The sequence below is a fragment of the Streptomyces sp. NPDC005181 genome (assembly GCF_040608395.1).
Lineage (GTDB): Bacteria > Actinomycetota > Actinomycetes > Streptomycetales > Streptomycetaceae > Streptomyces.
Genome location: NZ_JBEXID010000014.1, coordinates 19,548 through 35,092 on the forward strand (window position 1 = coordinate 19,548; position 15,545 = coordinate 35,092).

Sequence of the window (15,545 nt, forward strand, 5' to 3'; positions counted from 1 at the left end):
GACTGTGCGGTGCCATTTCTGCAAGGCCGCCGCTCAGCCCGCCCCCGCTCCCCGCCCTCCGGGCTATCCGCCGGTCAGTCCATCTCGCCCTCCTGCTGTCCCCCGCCGTCCGATCCGCTGCCGTCCCGCAGCCGGTCCGCCCGGGCGATCGCGGTCGCCAGCTTCCGCACCGAGCTGTCCTCCGTGTCGGTCGCCAACGCCGCCGCCCGCGTGGCGAGTTCGCCGAGTCCCGGCTGCCCCGGCAGCTTGCCGCCGCGCAGCTCCTCCGCGAAGTACGCAGCCACCGCGGCCACCTGGAGCCGCTTGCCGCTGTCGCCGCCCCACAGCCTGCCGTCGATCGCGCCGGTCTCGACCGATCCGGACTGCTCGTGCGGCGCCCGCGTCTTCGGGTCCAGCCAGCGCACCGTAGCGGTCGCCACATGCCCGGCGGCGCCGTCGCGGAGCCGTACGGCGTAGAGCGCCGTCACCGTGTGGCCGGGGCCGATCTCGCCGCCGTCCACGCTGTCGTCGCGGAAGTCGTCGTCGGCGACCTTCCGGTCCTCGTAACCGATGAGCTTGAACTGCTGGACGGTCTTCGGGTCGAAGGCGACCTGGGCCTTGGCGTCACGCGCCCGCAGCTCGATGTGGGCGGGGAGCTGGTCGACGAAGACCTTGCGCGCCTGGGTCTCGTCGGCGATGTACGTGGTGTGGCCGTCGCCCTTGTTGGTGAGGCGTTCCATCAGCTCGTCGCCGTAGTCGCTGCCTACACCGACGCCGAAGAGGGTGATGCCGTAGTCGCGGCGGGCGGCATCGATCCGTTCGAGGATGGCGTCGGCGTCGGTCTCGCCGGTGTTGGCGAGGGCGTCGGAGAGCAGGACGACCCGGTTGTTGGCGCCTTCGCGGTGGCCGTCGACCGCCTCCTCGTAGCCGCGCCGGATGCCTGCTTCCACATTGGTGGAGTCGGTGGGTTCCATGGAGTCGACGGCGTCGTGGATCCTTCCGCGGTGGTCCCGCAGCCGGGTCATCGGCAGCAGCGTCTTCGCCTCGTCGCTGAAGGTGACCAGGGAGACGGAGTCGTCGTCGCGGAGTTCGTCGGTGAGGAGGGAGAGGGACTTCTTGACCAGGTCGAGGCGGCCGGGTTCGGCCATCGAGCCGGAGATGTCGACCACGAAGGTGAGCGCGGCGGCCGGGCGTTCGCCGTGCTCGGCCGCGACGCGGGTGGCCAGACCGACCCGTACGAGCGACCAGTCACCGGCCTGCGCACCGTCTCCCTCGCCGGTGTCCGTCCGGGCCCCGTCGACCGTCACCGAGAAGCCGTTGCCGGCCGGCCGCCGGTAGTCCTGGCGGAAGCTGTTGACGAACTCCTCGGGCCGTACGGTCTCCGCTCCCGGCAGGTCGCCGTCGGCGAGCTTGCGGCGCGCGTACCCGTAACTGGCGGTGTCCACGTCCAGTGCGAACGTGGACAGATAGTCCGGCGCCACGGGCTTCTGCCGCCCGTCCTCCGCGTTCTGCGCACCGTCGTCCGACGCACCGGAGGCCGGCGCGGGAGCGACCTGGCCGCCCCCGCTCGTCTCTTGCGCACCGCTCTTGCGGTGGGCCGCCGAGTCGTTCGCGCTCCCCCCGCCCCCGCAGCCGGTGAGCAGCACCCCGCCCACCAGCAACAGACCCAGCGTCCTTGCGTATGTCCCTGTGTACGTCCGGCGTTCCATTCCCTGCCCCCAACGTCGTGTCAGCACTTGTGAATGTGACGTCCGGGGCGGCGTCGAAGAGCAGACGAAGACGTTGCGGATGAATCTCGATGCGGCAACGGCGGGCGCGAAGGCCGCGAATCGCCGCGGAACATCAAGGTCAGGACACGATGTCCTTACGACTGAACCCCCGGAAGGCGAACGCGAACAGGATCAGGGCGTACGTCACCGAGATCGCCGCCCCCTTGGCCATGCCGCCCCACTCCAGGTCGGGCTGGAGTGCGTCCGCCCAGGCGAACTGCCAGTGCGCGGGCAGGAATTCACGCCAGGAGCCGAGTGCGGTGACGGCGTCGAGCACATTGCCGACGATGGTCAGCCCGACTGCGCCGCCGACTGCGCCCAGCGGGGCGTCGGTCTTCGTCGACAGCCAGAACGCCAGCCCGGCGGTAACCAGTTGGGAAACGAAGATGAACGCGACGACGAGCGCGAGCCGGGGCACGGTGTCGCCGGTCGCGAGCGCGCCGCCGGTGGGGAGCTGGAGCGGCCCCCAACCGTACGCGGCGGCTCCCGCGGCCAGTGCGACAAGGGGCAGCAGCACCATCGCGGCCAGGCTGAAGCCGAGCGCCACGACGAGTTTGCTCCACAGCAGCCTGGCCCGGGGGACGGGCGCCGCCAGCAGATAACGCAGCGACGACCAGCTGGCCTCCGAGGCGACGGTGTCCCCGCAGAACAGCGCCACCGGCACGACGAGCAGGAACCCGGCGGAGACGAACAGGCAGGTCGCGGCGAAGTTCGCGGCGGACGCGGTCGCCGTGTCCATCAGCGTGATCCGGTCGCCGCCACCCCGGGAGTCCGGGGTGCCGCCGATCGCGAACGCGATGATCAGGATGAACGGGAGGGCCGCCAGCACCCCGCCCATCAGCAGGGTGCGGCGCCTGCGTAGCTGCCGTACGGCCTCGACGCGCAGCGGCAGGGTGTGCCGCGCCCGGTATCCGCGCGCCTCGGCGGCCTCGGTGACATCGACTGCGGCACTCATGCGGAGCCTCCGGAGATCAGGGTGAGGAACGCGTCCTCCAGGCGGCGGTGCGGTCCGACACCGGTCAACGGCACGTCGAGCCGGACGAGTTCGGCGATCAGCGCGGAGGACGAGGTGGCACCGTCGAGCCGCACGAGCAGCCCGCGCCCGTCGTCCGTACGGACCGCGGAGCCGACGCCCGGCAGCGCGGCGACCTTGTCCACCAGCGGTTCGGCCACCTCCGCCGCGGTACTGATCAGCAGCGTGTCGCCGGAGCCGGTGATGTCGGCGACCGGGCCCGCCTGGACGAGCCGGCCGCGGTCCATGACCACCAGGTGGGTGCAGGACTGTTCGACCTCGGAGAGGAGATGGCTGGAGACGATGACGGTCCGGCCCCCGGCGGCGTACCGGATCATCACCTCCCGCATCTCGCGGATCTGGGGCGGATCGAGGCCGTTGGTCGGCTCGTCGAGGATGAGGAGGTCCGGCATGCCCAGCATGGCCTGGGCGATGGCGAGCCGCTGCCGCATGCCTTGCGAGTACGTCCGCACCGCGCGGGCCAGCGCGTCGCCGAGCCCGGCGATCTCCAGGGCCTCCTCGATGTGCGAGTCCTCGGCGGGACGGCCGGTGGCCTGCCAGTAGAGCTCCAGGTTGGCCTGCCCGGACAGATGCGGCAGGAAGCCCGCCCCTTCGACGAATGCCCCGACCCGGGACAGCACGGGTGCGCCCGGCCGGATGGCGTGCCCGAAGACGCGGATCTCGCCGCCGTCGGGGCCGATGAGCCCCATCAGCATCCGCAGGGTGGTGGTCTTGCCCGCCCCGTTCGGCCCGAGGAGCCCGAGGACCTGACCCTTCTCGACCCGGAAGGACAGGTCCTTGACCGCGTACCGGTCGGCGGACCTGGCGTACTTCTTCGACAGGTCGGTGATCTGGAGGGGGACGTCGGCGAGCGCCGGGTCCGGGGCCGGGGTCGCGGTGCGGCGGCGTGCGGTGAGCAGCAGCGTGAGAGCGATGACTGCGGCCGCGGCCGGAAGTCCCCAGGTCCACCACGGCAGTCCGGCCGACGCGGTCTTCACCGCGGGTGCGGTGGGAACGGTCAGCGGGCCGTCGAGGGAGACGGTGTACGTGGTCGGCTCGGCCGGTGAGGCGTAGCCGAGGTCGGTGGCGGAGAGGACGAGACGGAGCCGGTGTCCGGCGTCGAGCGCGTGGTCGACGGCGGGCAGGGTCAGCTCGACGGTCTTGTTCTGCTGCGCGGGCGTGATCCGGTAGGGGGTGACGAGCTGGGCGGGCAGCACCTGCTGCCGCCCGTCCGGCGCCACGTCGTACACCTTGCCGAACAGCACCGCGTCACCCTGCCCTGCCGTCACCTTCACGCGGACGGTGGGTGAGCCGGTGATACGCAGCGGGCTGCCGAGCGGTGCGGAGTCGAAGCGGGCGTACTGGCCGGGGAAGTCGAGCGAGAGCCCGACGCCGAGGGTGGAGAGCTGGGCGAGTCCGCCGCCGACGCCCGGGACGGCGGAGATGGCGGGCGGGTTGGCGCCGGCCGGGTTCCGGAAGGTCTGCGTCCGCCGGCCGGCCGGGGCGCCGTCCTGTGCGCCGCCGTTTGCCTCGTCCCGGGTGCCGTCCTGACCGCCGCTCCCGCCCAGGCCCTGGATCTCCTGCCGGCCTCCCGCGCCCGTGAGCGCGATCTGCCGGTCGCCGCTCGACAGCCCGGGGTAGTGGTCGCTGCCGGCGCCGCGCAGGAGGACGGCCCCATCGGTGGAGTCGATGCCTCCGGTACGGGTGACGCGGAAGCCGGGCCCGGTGTCGGCGCCCTTGTCCTCCTTCAGATACCGGTCGAACCATTTCCCGATGCGGTTCTCGACCCGCCCGCTCTCCAGGTCCCCGCCGTCGTGCCCGCCCGCGATCCAGTCGACGGAGACGGGCGCGCCGTTCGCGCTGATGGTGTGTGCCATGGCGTCTGCCTGGCCGAGCGGGAAGAGGGAGTCGGTCTGTCCCTGCACGATGAGCGCGGGCACCTTGATGCGGTCGCCTACGGCGGCCGGGGAGCGCTCGGCCAGCAGGGCACGGGCGGCGGCGTCCGGCTTCCCGGAGACGGCGACCCGTTCGTACATGGCGCACAGCTGCTTCTCGAACCTGTCGCAGCCGCCGCCCGAGGTGATGAAGATCCCCGCCCAGAGCTTCTTGAAGACCCCATTGGGGAACAGCGCGTCGGCGAGGTTCCAGTAGGTGATCACCGGTGCGATGGCGTCGACTCGCTTGTCGTGCCCGGCGGCGAGGAGCGAGACCGCGCCCCCGTACGAGGCACCGGTGACGCCGACGCGCGGGTCGCCCTTGCCGTCCAGCTGTACCTCGGGCCTGCGGGCCAGCCAGTCGATCAGCCCGGACACGTCCTTGACCTCGCGACCGGGTGCGTTGAGCGAGATCTCCCCGCCGGACTTCCCGAACCCGCGGGCCGACCAGGTCAGGGCGGCGTAACCGGCACCGGCCAACTTCTCGGCCTGCGCCCGCACATCGTTCTTGGAGCCGCCGAAGCCGTGCCCGATCAGCACGGCGGGCCGGCGCTCCGAACCCCCGGACGTGAAGTACGAGGTGTCGATCGACACCCCGTCCATCCGCATCATCCGGTCCTCGCGGTGCACCAGGGGCGCACTGTCGTCGGCCGCCGCGGTCCAGGTGCCGGCGCCCGCCAGCACGACGAGCGCGGCCAGGGCCGCCGCCCACCGGCCGCGTCCGCGGGTCCATCGGCGCCGGCGGGAGTCAGAGGTCTGCATGTCTCGACCCTAAGCGCCCGCCCCGCGCTCCCGGGCTGCCGGAAGGGGGAACTGCCGGGCCTCCTTGAGACGTACGGTCCTCCCCCGCCGTACTCCGTACGCGGTATGCCGGACGCGTGTTTCTCAGGGTGCCGTGAACAGGGTCGGGAAGCGGGGGGCCATCCAGGGCTTGCGGCCCCAGGCGAGCACGCGGCCGCGGGCCATGGCGCCCCACGGATCGCAGCGGCCGAGTGCGATCAGCAGGAAGGTGACCGGTTCGATGAGGATGGTGCAGTCCGGGCGGCTCAACGGCCCCGGGCTGACGGTCAGCGCTCCGTCGGTGAAGGTCGCACCGAAGCGCTGTCCACCCCGCAGGCGGATCGCGAAGCGCGCGTTCAGCCCGGCAGCGGCGGCGGCGACCACCCGCGGCATGCTCGTGATCATGAAGGGGATGGACAGCTCGGCCCGGGCACGGTCGAGCATGTGCGGACGGCCCACCGCGCGGGCGAGATCGTAGCCGTGGCCGAGCATGTGCGTGAGCAGGTAGGAGCCGAGGGTGGCCACATCCATCGGGCCCAGAGGGGTCATCACGGTCTCGCCCAACGGGCGCTGGTCCGCCACCTCGAGGAAGGCGTCGGCCTGCGCCACGATCATCTCGGCGAGCGCATCGGCCCCACGCTCGTCGAACCCGGCGAGGGCGCGCTCGTTGGCCGCCGCCAGGCTCTGCGGCGTACCGTCCCCGTACGGGCGGTCATGGCCGGCCGCGACCTCGGCCATCAGCTCATTGGCCTGCGCCAGGTGGGCTGCTGCCTCGCCGAGGGTCCAGGTGGATCCGGGGACCGGGATGCCCGTGTCCGTACGGCCGCGCAGCAGCGCCGCTATCTCCTCGGCGGTGTCGTGTACCGCCTCGGCAAGTCCCTCGGGGAGCGCGTCTCGCCGCTCCTGGGCAGGCGTTGGTTCCACGGCTGTCTCCCTCTGTCCCGCTGCCATGAACCGGCCTTCACGGTCGAAGGTCCGGCGGGTCCGTGCAGAATGCCAGCCCGCGTCGGCGAGGGTAGCCACCGGGGCAGCAATCCGGGGAGTTCGGGGTGGTTCAGCCGGTCGGAGGCATGACGTCCGTGCGGTAGGGCGACTCGGCCGGGAGCAGCGCCGTCGCCTCGTCGAGCCGGCCGGCCCGCACATGGGTGTGGATCTCCCGGACGAGGGGGGTGACGTCGAGGATCGACACCGTCCACTCGTCCGCGTACCGCCGTGCCGCTTCGCCGCCGAGCCCGAGTTGGAGCGATCGGTGCGGGAGCGGGGTGAGGTGAAGGTCGCGTTCGGGGTCCCACTGGACGCGGGCCGGGGACCTGCGCAGGTTGCGCTGCCAGGTCGCCCGGTCCGGGTGAACTCCTCTGACGTAGCACGAGAGTTCGGCGTTGTTCAGCGCCCAGTCGAAGCCCTCACGGCTGATCTCGACGGCCAGGACCGTCTCCTGTCCCTCTTTCGTGGCCCAGCCGCAGCGGTACATCATCCACAGGAAAAGTGGGCCTGCCGCCAGGCCCTCGCCGCCGCACACCAGGCCTGCGGCCCGAGGAGGTGGCACAGCTCGCGGGGCTGGGAGTCAGTTGGTACACCTGGCAGGAGCAGGGACTGCCGATCAACGCCAGCGAACAGGTGCTCGAGGCGATCGCACGCACCCTCCGGCTGGACCGGGCCGAGCGCGAGCACCTCTTCCAGCTCGCCGGCGCGTCGGCGGACGGCGCGGACGAATCCCTCGCCTCTTCGCTGATCCGAGAAGTGCAGACGATCCTGCACGCGCTCGCCGCGCTGCCTGCTGCCCTGTACAGCGGCCGCTGCGACGTAGCAATGCATGCGGCGTTCGGAGTGATGTTCCCCGATTTGCTACGCGACCCGGCGAGCCGGCGGAACGCGCTATGGTCCCTCTTCGCCGCGCCGGGCACCTGCGACCAGGTCACCGACCGGCACCGGGAGCTCACGGAGATGGTGGCGATGCTGCTGGCCAATTACGGGCGGCACGTGGGCGCGCCAACGTGGGAGCAGTTCATCCGGGAGCTGAGCTCGGCCAGCCCCGAGTTCGTCGAGGTGCGGGGACGCCACGACGTCGCCGACCCCGAGGCCGCCTGGATCAAGGTCTTCCATTACCCGTCGGTCGGCGACATACGGGTGACCACTAACTACCTCGCGGTGACCGGCGCTCCCCAGCACAGAATGATCGTCTTCACGCCGACGGACCAAGAGAGTGCCGATCGGATCGGCCGGCTGATGGCGCACCCCGACGCGACGACGACCAAGCGCACGCACTAGCTTCGCGCTTTCACGACCGAGGGTCTGATGAGGGCCCTGAACGCGGCGGAATGCCCCTGTGAGCTGGTGCGATGGGGCTTGTCGAAGGCGCATTTGCCGCAGGAAAGAAGCCGCCTGTCCGTTTCCAAGGCCACGGCGGCGTCGCTGCGCAGGTCGGTGGGCTGCTGCTGGTGGAGACGGCTCGCCGGATCGGACTGGACGCCGAACTGTCGGCCGACCCCGGCGCCAGGTGCGCCTCACGTCGTCACCGAGAGCGGGATGCGGCAGCGATGCGCCTCCGACCGACCGTTTCGCACTCAGCCTTCCGCCTTGCCCGCGGCAGCGAGGAAATCGTTGACGGTGAGCGTGGCGTGGGAGATGGCCGGATAGCGCAGCACCATCGCGTCATAGGCCGCCCGGCCACCAGCCGCCGCGGTCGCGTCGGTGAAGGTGGTCACGTGATAGCCGTGTTCCATGCAGCTGCGGGCGGTCGACTCCACGCATAGCGTGCCGATCATGCCGGCGATGGCGATGTACTCGACATCGTGTTGGCGCAGCTGAACCTCCAGGTCCGTGTTGGCCAGGACGTCGATGTTCTTGTGCGGGGTTATAACAACCTCGCCCTTGGCGGGTGAGAGCTCGGGGTGGAATTCGGCGCCCCAGCTCCCCGCCTCGAACAGGCGGTTGTCGAACATCTCGCGGTGGATGCCGGACAGGTGCTTCCAGGAGGTGTAGTCCTCCTCGGTGTAGGACATCGGCGCGAAGAACACCGGCAACCCCTGCTCCCGGGCACCCGCCAGAAGAAGCTTGACGTTTTCGAAAGTGCCGATCCTGTCGAACTCTTCCTTGAAGTTCGCGTACGCCTTGCCCTTCTCGGCGAATATGTCGTTGACGGTGTCGATCAGGAGTAGTCCGACCCGTCCTGGTTCGTAGGGCGTCTTGGTCACGGAAGCCTCCATCAGATCGCCCCCTGGGTCGATGCTATGCCCGCCGTCCACTACCCGCACGCCGCCGCAGCTGGCCGCAACCGTGACCTGCTGGAGCGTGCCGAGCACATCGTCGAGCTGGCGTGTGACCTGCGGATTCCCTACCTTGGGCAGAGTCCGGCCGAACTCGCCCCTGCGCACCCCGGTTCCCCGTGAGTCCCCGTCGGTTCTGGCACGAGAGTGGCACCGCCCGGGTACCGTGGCTTGGGCTCTCGAGGCGAGCTACGGGCCGGGCGTTCGCGGAGCTGTTCTGCTGGTCAGTCGGACGACGGGGACTGGTGGCGGTCGGCTGTCGTCTCAACGGTTGCTGTGTTTCGCTGCTATACCGCAGCTGCAAGGCAGTCACCGGTGGAGCGGGGCCACTGACTGCAGGGCGGCGAAGTCTCAATGGGCGAGTCAAGCTGCTATCGACCTTGAAAAACGTCGTGGCAGTGATGTCACCGTGGGTTCAAAACCCACCGCCTCCGCAGGTACAGCGATGAAGTTGGCCCCTGACCAGCCAAGTTGGTCAGGGGCCGTTCACGTTCGTGCTCGCCGTGATCGACCGCTGCTCCCCGTGGTTCCCCGATCCATCGGGCACGCAGCGCGGTCTGTCACCTGCGGTGGAGTCGACTCTTGCTCGCTCACTGGCCTGCTTGAATTCGCGATCAATCGGGGCTGTTCGCTCACGTTGCTGTCAACCAGTGATGCCAGTTGATCTTGTGACCACCTGAGGTCAGGCCCTGGAAAGCGTGACCTCTGACTCCTGCTGCCCAGCTAGGTAAGTCGGTCAGGGGCCGTTCTCGTGAGCGTTGTCCGCCAGCGACCGCTGTTCCCCGCTGTTTCCCGACCGGCTCCCTGTGCACACCACCGTTTTCCTGCTGCGGAGCGCGCTGGGCCTTGGTGGCGGCCTGGTGGGCATCTGGGAGCTGACCGAGCGTCAAAGCCGCCACCGCAGAGAAGACCCAAACGGGCACGGGAGGGGCACGTCAACTGGCCATCTCTAGACGGCGAGCAGCCCGGCCGGGTTTCCGCGAGCCGCCTCACGCGTCCATGACCCAGGCCACAGGAACTCCGCAGGGTCCGCGGAGAGGTAGAGAGTGTGAGACATACAGAACAAAGGGACTCCATGCGTCCGCGCATCCGGGCGGGCGACCGCCAGGCGTTCGCCGACCTGTACGAGGAGTACGCGCGCACGGTCTACAACCACGCACTCCGGCTGACCAGTGACTGGTCGACCGCCGAGGAAGTCATGTCCGAAACCTTCCTGGCCGCGTGGCGTACCCGGGAACAGCTGGCGCCGGACGGCGGATCCCTCAAACCATGGCTGTTGGGCATCGCGACCCACAAGTCGCACAACGCCAACCGCAGCCTGCGCCGGCGGCTCACCTTCCTCGCCAGCCGGCCGGCCCCGCCGCCGGTGGCAGACTTCGCGGAGGAGACCGCCGGCCGGATCGACGACACCCGCCGGCTCGCCGCGGTCCACGGCACCTTGAGCAGGCTGCGCCGACAGGAGCAGGAGGTGCTCGCACTGTGCGTCTGGTCCGGGCTGGACTATGCGCAGACCGCCGAGGCCCTCGGCGTCGCCGTCGCCGTCGCCGTCGGCACAGTGCGTTCCCGCCTGTCGCGTGCCCGCGCCAGGCTCAGCCGACTCAGCGAGGAGAACCGGATCGCCGAGGCGTCCATGAAGACCGGTACGACTGCGGTCAAGGACGGTCAGTTCGTTTACGTCAGGAGCCTTGTGCGCGCGAACGAGGGCACCTTCGGGGGCCCGTGGAGTTCGGGTCCCCGCACAAGCGGGAAGTCTGGATGTCGCAGGACCCGACCGCCGTCACCAATATCGGCATGATCCGGGAGTCCGGTAAGGGCGTTCCCATGTCCGGGCAGGACCTCGCCATCGAGACCGCCGGTGCGGACGGTTCGGACGACACCGGCGCCATCGGTCCGGGCATCCAGCGGCCCACGTACAAGTGGCTGGCCTCCCTGCCCACCGACCCCGACGCCCTGCTCGAACTGCTCTACGCCCAGACCCGGGTGGACCGGGGGGAGTCGAAGGACCAGGCCGTCTTCGAGCAGATCGGCACCCTGCTGGACGAAACGATCATGCCGCCCCGGAATTCCGCTGCCCTCTACAAGGCCGTGGCAAAGATCCCCGGCGTGATCCAGAGCCCCGACGCGGTCGACGCCGCCGGGCGCCACGGGATCGGCATCACCCGCGAGGACGCCGCCTCGGCGACCCGCAGCGAATGGATCTTCGACAGCCGCAGCTTCGAATACCTCGGCTCACGGTCCTACATCACCAAGGCCGGAAAGGGGACCAGGCCCACCACCCTGTTCGGCAGCAACGCGATCCTGCGGCGTGCCGTCGTCGACCAGCGCGGCCTGGAACTCACCGACGCGGCCCGCTGACCCGCCGGATGGGGGAACCACCGAGGCCCCGGCTGCGGGTGCGGCCGGGGCCTCGGTGCGGTACGGATCAGTGGTTGCGGGGGAAGCCCAGGTCCACACCGGCGGGGGCGTCGGCCGGGTCCGGCCAGCGGGTGGTGACGACCTTGCCGCGGGTGTAGAAGTGCACACCGTCGTTGCCGTAGATGTGGTGGTCGCCGAAGAGCGAGTCCTTCCAGCCACCGAAGGAGTGGTAGCCCACCGGCACCGGGATCGGCACGTTGACGCCGACCATGCCGGCCTCGATCTCCAGCTGGAAGCGGCGGGCCGCGCCGCCGTCGCGGGTGAAGATCGCGGTGCCGTTGCCGAACGGCGAGGCGTTCATGAGGGCGACGCCCTCCTCGTACGTCTCGGTGCGCAGGACGCACAGCACCGGGCCGAAGATCTCGTCCTTGTACGCGTCCGAGTCGGTGGACACGTGGTCGAGGAGGGAGAGGCCGATCCAGTGGCCGTCCTCGAACCCTTCGACGGTGTAGCCGGTGCCGTCGAGGACGACATCGGCGCCCTGGGCCGCCGCGCCCGTGACGTACGAGGCGACCTTGTCGCGGTGGGCCGCGGTGATCAGCGGGCCCATCTCGGACGCCGGGTCGTTGCCGGGGCCGATCTTGATCTTCTCGGCGCGCTCCTTGATCCTGGCGACGAGCTCGTCACCGATGGCGCCCACCGCGACGACCGCGGAGATGGCCATGCAGCGCTCCCCGGCGGAGCCGTACGCGGCGGAGACCGCGGCGTCGGCGGCGGCGTCGAGGTCCGCGTCCGGCAGGACCAGCATGTGGTTCTTCGCACCGCCGAGCGCCTGGACGCGCTTGCCGTTGGCGGAGGCGGTGGCGTGGATGTAGCGGGCGATCGGGGTGGAGCCGACGAAGGAGACCGCGGCGACGTCCGGGTGGTTCAGCAGTCCGTCGACGGCGACCTTGTCGCCGTGCAGCACGTTCAGCACGCCGTCCGGCAGTCCGGCCTCGGCGGCCAGCTCGGCCAGCAGGTTGGCGGCCGACGGGTCCTTCTCGCTCGGCTTCAGCACGAACGTGTTGCCGCAGGCGATGGCCAGCGGGAACATCCACATCGGCACCATCGCCGGGAAGTTGAACGGCGTGATGCCCGCGACGACACCGAGCGACTGACGGATCGACGAGACGTCGACCCGGCTGGAGACCTGGGTGGACAGCTCGCCCTTGAGCTGGGTGGTGATGCCGCAGGCCAGCTCGACGATCTCCAGACCGCGGGCGACCTCACCGAGGGCGTCGGAGTGCACCTTGCCGTGCTCGGCGGTGATCAGCGCGGCGATGTCGTCGCGGCGGGCGTCGAGCAGGGCGCGGTAGCGGAACAGGACGGCGGTGCGGGCGGCCAGCGAGGACGTGCCCCACGTCACGTACGCGTCCTTCGCGGCGGCGACCGCGGCGTCGACCTCTTCGAGGGAGGCGAGTGCGACCTGGGTGGTGACGGCGCCGGTGGCCGGGTCGGTGACCGGGCCGTAGTTGCCCGACGTGCCCTCGACGGTCTTGCCACCGATCCAGTGGTTGACAGTCTTCATTACGTACTCCTTCAGGCCTTCAGAGGTGGCGGCGTCGGGCTGCGACTTGCCGGTCGTAGTCTTCCCGGGCTTTGACCGCCGACGGGCGGGTGGCCGTTTCGGCTACAGGAACATCCCACCACGCCTGCGCCGGAGGGGGGCCCGACACTGTGTCTGCCGTTTCGGTCTCGACGTAGACACAAGTGGGACGGTCCGAGGTCCGCGCGACGGTGAGGGCTTCGCGCAGGTCACGCACGGTCTTGGCGCGCAGCACCCGCATGCCGAGGGAGCCGGCGTTGGCCGCGAGATCCACGGGCAGCGGGGGGCCGGTGAAGCTGCCGTCGGCGGCGCGCTGCCGGTAGGCCGTACCGAAGCGTTCGCCGCCGACCGACTCGGAGAGGCCGCCGATCGAGGCGTAGCCGTGGTTCTGCAGGACGATGACCTTGACCGGCAGGTTCTCCTGCACGGCGGTGACGATTTCGGTGGGGTTCATGAGGTAGGTGCCGTCGCCGACGAGCGCCCAGACGGGCCGGCCGGGGGCGGCCAGCTGTACGCCGATCGCAGCCGGGATCTCGTATCCCATGCAGGAGTAGCCGTACTCGACGTGGTACTGGCTGCGGGAGCGGGTCCGCCACAGCTGGTGCAGGTCGCCGGGGAGCGAGCCCGCGGCGTTGATCAGGATGTCGTCGTCGGTGACGAGGGTGTCGAGGAGGCCGAGGACCTGGGCCTGGGTGGGCCGCGCCGCCGGGTCGTCCGCGGCGAATGCCGTGTCGACGCGCTGCTCCCAGCACTCCTTGGCGTCGGTGTACTCGGTCTCGTAGGCCGGGTCGACACGGTAGTTGCGCTCGTTCAGGGCCTCGGTCAGCGCTTCGAGAGCGGTGCGGGCATCGGCGACGAGCGGGAGCGCGGCGAGCTTGTGGGCGTCGAAGCCGGTGATGTTGAGATTGAGGAAGCGGACCGCCGGGTTCGAGAAGAGGGTGGCGGAGGCGGTGGTGAAGTCGGAATAGCGGGTGCCGATGCCGATGATCAGGTCGGCGGTACGGGCCAGTTCGTCGGCGGTCGCGGTGCCGGTGTGGCCGATGCCACCGACGTCGGCGGGGTGGTCGTGGCGCAGCGAACCCTTGCCGGACTGGGTGGAGGCGACGGGAATCCGGGTGGCGGCGGCCAGCGCGGCGAGAGTCTCCTCGGCCGCGCTGTGATGGACCCCGCCGCCTGCGATGATCAGCGGCCGGCGGGCGGTGCGCACGGCCCGTACCGCCCGTTCCAGTTCGTGGGCATCGGGTGCGGGGCGGCGTACGTGCCAGACGCGCTCGGCGAAGAACTCCTCCGGCCAGTCGTACGCCTCCGCCTGCACGTCCTGCGGCAGCGCGAGGGTGACGGCGCCGGTCTCCGCCGGGTCCGCGAGGGTCCGCATGGCCTGGAGTGCGGCCGGAACGAGCGCTTCGGGGCGGGTGATCCGGTCGAAGTAGCGGGAGACGGGGCGCAGGCAGTCGTTGACGGAGAGGTCGCCCGCGGACGGGACTTCGAGCTGCTGGAGCACGGGGTCGGCGGGGCGGGTCGCGAAGATGTCGCCGGGGAGGAGGAGGACGGGGAGGTGGTTGATGGTGGCGAGGGCGGCGCCGGTGACGAGGTTGGTGGCACCGGGGCCGATGGAGGTGGTGACGGCGTGCGCGGAGAGGCGGCCGGACTGGCGGGCGTAGCCGACGGCGGCGTGCACCATGGACTGCTCGTTGCGGCCCTGGAAGTAGGGCATGGCGGACCGGGGGGACACGGCTCCGGGCGCGGCGGCCCCGGTCTCCATGAGCGCCTGGCCGATTCCGGCGACGTTGCCGTGGCCGAAGATGCCCCACGTGGCGCTGATCAGTCGCTGCCGCAGGCCGTCGCGCTCGGTGTACTGGCGGGCGAGGAAGGACACCAGGGCCTGGGCGGTGGTGAGCCTGCGGGTGCTCATCGAGGTGCCTCCTGACCGGAGAGTCCGGACGTGCCGGAGAGTCCGTGGAGCGGAAGCCGGGGGTCGACCGGCTGGGCGGGCCAGGTGTCGCGGATCCAGCCGTGGTCGGGGTGGTCGCTGATCAGCCACTCCCGCTTCTCCCCCGGGCCCGCCATCACATTGAGGTAGTAGAGGGTGTGGCCGGGAGCGGCGATGGACGGTCCGTGCCAGCCGTCGGGGATCAGGACGGCGTCGCCGCTGCGGACTTCGGCGAGGACATCCGTACCGCCGGGCCGGGACGGGGACACGCGGTGGTAGGCGAGGCCGGGCCTGCCCCGGTTCTCCTCGATCTCGAAGTAGTAGATCTCTTCGAGGACGGACTCGGCGCCGGGGCGGTACTCGTCGTGCTTGTGCGGCGGGTACGAGGACCAGTTGCCGCCGGGTGTGAGGACCTCGACGGCGATCAGCCGGTCGCAGTCGAAGGTGTCGGCGGCGGCGAAATTGTTGACCTGTCGCGAGCAGTTCCCGGAGCCGCGCAGCTCGACGGGTACCTCCGGCGCGGGGCTGTAGCGAGCGGGGAGTCGTCGCTCGCACTTCGCTCCTGCCAGGGCGAAGCGGCCTCCGGCGCCGGAGGAGATCTGGGCATGGGCGTCACGCGGTACGTAGGCGAAATCGGAAACTCCACTGAACACGCTTTCCCGGCCCAGCAGTTCAAAGATCTCACCTGAGGTGTGCACCGTACAGCCACCGGTCAACGGCAGGACGATCCATTCGCTCTCCCCGGTGACGAGTGTGTGAACACCACCTGGCCGCAGCTCCAGCACGCGCAGGCTCGACCGGTCCCATCCGGCCCGCTTCGGGTCGATGTCCAGGGCATACGGTCCGTCCGCCGCGCTGCCGGCGGGCAGATGCCGCTCGTGCGACGGCCGGTCCCGTACATGTTCGTCGTTGTCCGTAGTCATGTCCTCTCCCCT

12 protein-coding genes, 1 tRNA gene and 1 pseudogene are annotated in these 15,545 nt (G+C 70.5%); 5 read left to right on the forward strand and 9 right to left on the reverse strand.

From position 1 onward, the window contains the following. Positions 1-74 precede the first annotated feature (74 nt). The 5 genes and pseudogenes from ABZV38_RS12375 to ABZV38_RS12395 form a co-directional block, all read right to left on the reverse strand. On the reverse strand, positions 75-1,688 hold the full coding sequence (locus tag ABZV38_RS12375) for a von Willebrand factor type A domain-containing protein (RefSeq protein ID WP_356326736.1): 1,614 nt from the start codon (positions 1,686-1,688) through the stop codon (positions 75-77). A gap of 139 nt (positions 1,689-1,827) precedes the next feature. Then, on the reverse strand, positions 1,828-2,703 hold the full coding sequence (locus ABZV38_RS12380; RefSeq protein WP_356326737.1) for an ABC transporter permease: 876 nt from the start codon (positions 2,701-2,703) through the stop codon (positions 1,828-1,830). Next, positions 2,700-5,456 (reverse strand): alpha/beta fold hydrolase, encoded by a 2,757-nt coding sequence (locus ABZV38_RS12385; protein WP_356326738.1) that lies wholly within the window; start codon positions 5,454-5,456, stop codon positions 2,700-2,702. The genes ABZV38_RS12380 and ABZV38_RS12385 overlap by 4 nt, the downstream gene beginning before the upstream one ends. A 123-nt stretch (positions 5,457-5,579) precedes the next feature. After that, positions 5,580-6,398: a maleylpyruvate isomerase family mycothiol-dependent enzyme gene (locus ABZV38_RS12390; protein ID WP_356326739.1), complete on the reverse strand. Its 819-nt coding sequence runs from the start codon at positions 6,396-6,398 to the stop codon at positions 5,580-5,582. Between the two features lie 130 nt (positions 6,399-6,528). After that, positions 6,529-6,963: pseudogene (locus tag ABZV38_RS12395) on the reverse strand (DUF4291 domain-containing protein); the annotation flags it as partial. Between ABZV38_RS12395 and ABZV38_RS12400 the strand changes: the two are divergent. After that, positions 6,960-7,742: a helix-turn-helix transcriptional regulator gene (locus ABZV38_RS12400; RefSeq protein WP_356326740.1), complete on the forward strand. Its 783-nt coding sequence runs from the start codon at positions 6,960-6,962 to the stop codon at positions 7,740-7,742. The pseudogene ABZV38_RS12395 and the gene ABZV38_RS12400 overlap by 4 nt on opposite strands. Positions 7,743-8,038: 296 nt before the next feature. On the opposite strand, the gene ABZV38_RS12405 is transcribed toward ABZV38_RS12400, so the two are convergent. Continuing rightward, positions 8,039-8,668, reverse strand: coding sequence for a cysteine hydrolase (locus ABZV38_RS12405; RefSeq protein ID WP_356326741.1), 630 nt, complete (start codon positions 8,666-8,668; stop codon positions 8,039-8,041). Positions 8,669-8,704: 36 nt separating this feature from the next. On the opposite strand from ABZV38_RS12405, the gene ABZV38_RS12410 reads away from it, so the two are divergent. The 4 genes from ABZV38_RS12410 (at position 8,705) to ABZV38_RS12425 (ending at position 11,095) form a co-directional block, all read left to right on the forward strand. Further along, complete coding sequence (locus ABZV38_RS12410; RefSeq protein ID WP_356326742.1) at positions 8,705-8,863, forward strand: hypothetical protein; 159 nt, start codon at positions 8,705-8,707, stop codon at positions 8,861-8,863. Positions 8,864-9,079: 216 nt separating this feature from the next. After that, positions 9,080-9,174 (forward strand) — tRNA-OTHER (locus ABZV38_RS12415). 641 nt (positions 9,175-9,815) lie between these two features. Then, entirely contained in the window at positions 9,816-10,535 is a 720-nt protein-coding gene (locus ABZV38_RS12420) for an RNA polymerase sigma factor (protein ID WP_356326743.1), read from the forward strand. Beyond that, positions 10,496-11,095, forward strand: a complete 600-nt coding sequence (locus tag ABZV38_RS12425; protein ID WP_356326744.1) for a CU044_5270 family protein — start codon at positions 10,496-10,498, stop codon at positions 11,093-11,095. The genes ABZV38_RS12420 and ABZV38_RS12425 overlap by 40 nt, the downstream gene beginning before the upstream one ends. A 67-nt stretch (positions 11,096-11,162) precedes the next feature. On the opposite strand, the gene mmsA is transcribed toward ABZV38_RS12425, so the two are convergent. The 3 genes from mmsA to iolB are packed head-to-tail and all read right to left on the reverse strand — an operon-like array spanning position 11,163 to position 15,533. Next, positions 11,163-12,662, reverse strand: coding sequence for a CoA-acylating methylmalonate-semialdehyde dehydrogenase (gene mmsA, locus ABZV38_RS12430; protein WP_356326745.1), 1,500 nt, complete (start codon positions 12,660-12,662; stop codon positions 11,163-11,165). Positions 12,663-12,681: 19 nt separating this feature from the next. Then, positions 12,682-14,592 carry a 3D-(3,5/4)-trihydroxycyclohexane-1,2-dione acylhydrolase (decyclizing) gene (iolD, locus tag ABZV38_RS12435; RefSeq protein WP_356326746.1) on the reverse strand — a complete coding sequence of 637 codons (1,911 nt, stop codon included), beginning with the start codon at positions 14,590-14,592 and terminating at the stop codon, positions 12,682-12,684. Beyond that, entirely contained in the window at positions 14,589-15,533 is a 945-nt protein-coding gene (gene iolB, locus ABZV38_RS12440; protein WP_356326747.1) for a 5-deoxy-glucuronate isomerase, read from the reverse strand. The genes iolD and iolB overlap by 4 nt, the downstream gene beginning before the upstream one ends. Positions 15,534-15,545 lie beyond the last annotated feature (12 nt).

What these genes read in the sequence shown, in the direction of transcription:
- mmsA (WP_356326745.1), bottom strand. Translation starts at nt 12,662, where the DNA reads ATGAAGACTGTCAACCACTGGATCGGTGGCAAGACCGTCGAGGGCACG.
- ABZV38_RS12375 (WP_356326736.1), bottom strand. Translation starts at nt 1,688, where the DNA reads ATGGAACGCCGGACGTACACAGGGACATACGCAAGGACGCTGGGTCTG.
- ABZV38_RS12385 (WP_356326738.1), bottom strand. Translation starts at nt 5,456, where the DNA reads ATGCAGACCTCTGACTCCCGCCGGCGCCGATGGACCCGCGGACGCGGC.
- iolD (WP_356326746.1), bottom strand. Translation starts at nt 14,592, where the DNA reads ATGAGCACCCGCAGGCTCACCACCGCCCAGGCCCTGGTGTCCTTCCTC.
- ABZV38_RS12410 (WP_356326742.1), top strand. Translation starts at nt 8,705, where the DNA reads ATGCCCGCCGTCCACTACCCGCACGCCGCCGCAGCTGGCCGCAACCGT.
- ABZV38_RS12380 (WP_356326737.1), bottom strand. Translation starts at nt 2,703, where the DNA reads ATGAGTGCCGCAGTCGATGTCACCGAGGCCGCCGAGGCGCGCGGATAC.
- ABZV38_RS12420 (WP_356326743.1), top strand. Translation starts at nt 9,816, where the DNA reads ATGCGTCCGCGCATCCGGGCGGGCGACCGCCAGGCGTTCGCCGACCTG.
- ABZV38_RS12425 (WP_356326744.1), top strand. Translation starts at nt 10,496, where the DNA reads ATGTCGCAGGACCCGACCGCCGTCACCAATATCGGCATGATCCGGGAG.
- iolB (WP_356326747.1), bottom strand. Translation starts at nt 15,533, where the DNA reads ATGACTACGGACAACGACGAACATGTACGGGACCGGCCGTCGCACGAG.